Origin of the sequence: Variovorax raffinosi (assembly GCF_051216615.1) — a bacterium.
GTDB lineage: Bacteria > Pseudomonadota > Gammaproteobacteria > Burkholderiales > Burkholderiaceae_C > Variovorax.
The window spans coordinates 1-2,074 of the sequence record NZ_JBPJZR010000037.1; the positions used below are offsets into that span (position 1 = coordinate 1).

Annotated in this window: 3 protein-coding genes; 2 read left to right on the top strand and 1 reads right to left on the bottom strand. The window is 62.8% G+C overall.

Annotation, left to right across the window (positions count from 1 at the left end; translation table 11 throughout):
* Window positions 1–321 (bottom strand): GntR family transcriptional regulator (locus ACSFB7_RS37735; protein WP_435477438.1); only part of this gene is annotated, 321 nt, incomplete at its 3' end.
* Window positions 322–439: 118 nt separating this feature from the next.
* Between ACSFB7_RS37735 and ACSFB7_RS37740 the strand changes: the two genes are divergently transcribed.
* Window positions 440–1,363 carry an alpha/beta hydrolase gene (locus ACSFB7_RS37740; protein WP_435477439.1) on the top strand — a complete coding sequence of 308 codons (924 nt, stop codon included), beginning with the start codon at window positions 440–442 and terminating at the stop codon, window positions 1,361–1,363.
* Between the two features lie 39 nt (window positions 1,364–1,402).
* Window positions 1,403–2,074 (top strand): dihydrodipicolinate synthase family protein (locus ACSFB7_RS37745; RefSeq protein ID WP_435477440.1); only part of this gene is annotated, 672 nt, incomplete at its 3' end.

Genomic DNA, 2,074 nt, shown 5'->3' on the forward strand with positions numbered 1-2,074 from the left:
AACATACTCCAGCTCGGTCTTCTCCATGGTCGTCATCGACTCGGCGGCAAGCCGGGCGCACAGCGCTTCCAGTTCGCAATCTGCATGAAGGATCTCCGACAGTTCCTTGACGCCGATCTGCATGACGACGACGCCCCGCATGGGAAGAATCTGCGTGAGCCCGCGTGCCGCCAGCTGCCGCAGCGCTTCGCGCACCGGCGTGCGCGAGACCTTGAACTTGTCCGCAAGCAGACGTTCGTCCAGCCGCATGCCCGGTGGAAAGTTGCCGCTGATGATCTGTTCGGAGATCAGCGACTGCACCCTTGCAGAAATAGTTGTCATTGTTTTTCCGCACACATTTTGGAGCGGCCATCTTAGCGCCTGGGGCCTTGTGGCATTTGATGGTCGAAGATTTTGTTGTTTGGTATACCAAAGAAGACAATGGTGTATTATTTGAGAAATGACAAATTCTGAATCTTCACTCCACGCCATTCCCCCGGATACCGAGGCGCTGCTCCAGGACATCGGGCCCAGGTGGGCTGCGGACATCAACAAGCACCGTGATCTCGTGATCGCGCACTACACACCGCGGGTCCGCCATGCGGCCGACGACGGCGTTCTCATCGAGCGGGACATTCCCTACGGCGCCACCGAACGGGAGACGCTGGATGTGCACTTCGACGCGTCCTGGCGACCGGGCACCCGCGACGTGGTGGTGTTCCTGCACGGCGGCGCCTTCGTTCGCGGCAAGAAGAGCGTGAACGGGCAGGTCTATGACAACGTGGCGCACTGGTTCGCACGCCAGGGCATCGTCGGCGTGAACGTGGAGTACCGCCTGGCGCCGGCATCGCCTTATCCGGGCGGAGCGGACGACGTCCTGCACGCATTTCGCTGGGTGCAGGACAACATCGCAAGGTACGGCGGACGTGCCGACCGCATCTTCCTCATGGGGCACTCCGCTGGTGGCTGCCACGTGGCCAGCGCGATCTTCGACCCCGCGTGCCAGCGGATTGCCGACGGAGCGCTGGCCGGTGCGATCCTGGTCAGCGCGCGCCTGCGCGCGGACACCTTGCCCGACAACCCGAATGCCGAAGGTGTGCGTGCCTATTTCGGCACGGACCCGTCGCTGTACGACGTTCGCTCGCCGATCAGCCACGTCGAGACCCGCAACGTGCCGCTGCTGGTCGCGGTCGCGCAGTACGAGAACCCGCACCTCGACGCCTACGGCGAAGAGTTTTTCCAACGCGCGCAGGCATTGCCTCGCACGGCGCTGACACGCTTCATCAGCCTGGACCGCCACAACCACACATCGATCGTGGCGCACTTCAACAGCGGTGAAGACACGCTGGGCCGGGCGATCACGCGCTTCATGGCGGATGCCTGAAGCCATTCCTCCTTTCCTTCTTCCATCCGCGAGGTATTCATGAGCCCCACCCGAAGCGCCGAAGTTTTCGCGCCCGCCCTGACACCCTTCCACGCAGATCTGAGCGTGAACCGCACGGCATTCATCGGCTTCTGTCGATGGCTGATCTCGCAGCGCGTCGGCCTGGCGGTGTTCGGCACCAACAGCGAGGCCAACTCGCTGTCCGTGTCCGAGAAGATCGATCTGCTCGAAGCCCTGGTCGAGGCCGGCATTCCTCCAGCCAGATTGCTTCCGGGCGTCGGGCTGTGCGCGCTTCCGGAGACCATCCAGCTGACGAAGAAGGCGGTCGACCTCGGGTGTGCCGGCACGCTGACCCTGCCGCCGTTCTATTTCAAGCCCGCCCACGACGACGGGCTGTTCGCCTATTACTCCGAGATCATCCAGGCGGTCGGATCGGGACATCTGAAGGTCTACCTGTATCACATCCCCCAGTTCACGGGCGTGGGCATCACCCACGCGCTGATCGAGCGGCTCATCAAGGAATATCCGCAGACCGTCGTCGGCATCAAGGACAGCTCCGGCGATTGGGCGAACACCGAAAGCATGCTGCGATCGTTCCCCGGCTTCAGGATCTTCCCGGCCTCGGAATCGCTGCTCGAGAAGGCCTTGCCTCTGGGGGCCGCCGGCTGCATTTCCGCGACGGCCAATGTTCAGCCGCGAACCATCGTGAAT

Excerpts from the sequence above, each read along its gene's own strand:
- ACSFB7_RS37740 (WP_435477439.1), top strand. The coding sequence starts at position 440 with ATGACAAATTCTGAATCTTCACTCCACGCCATTCCCCCGGATACCGAG.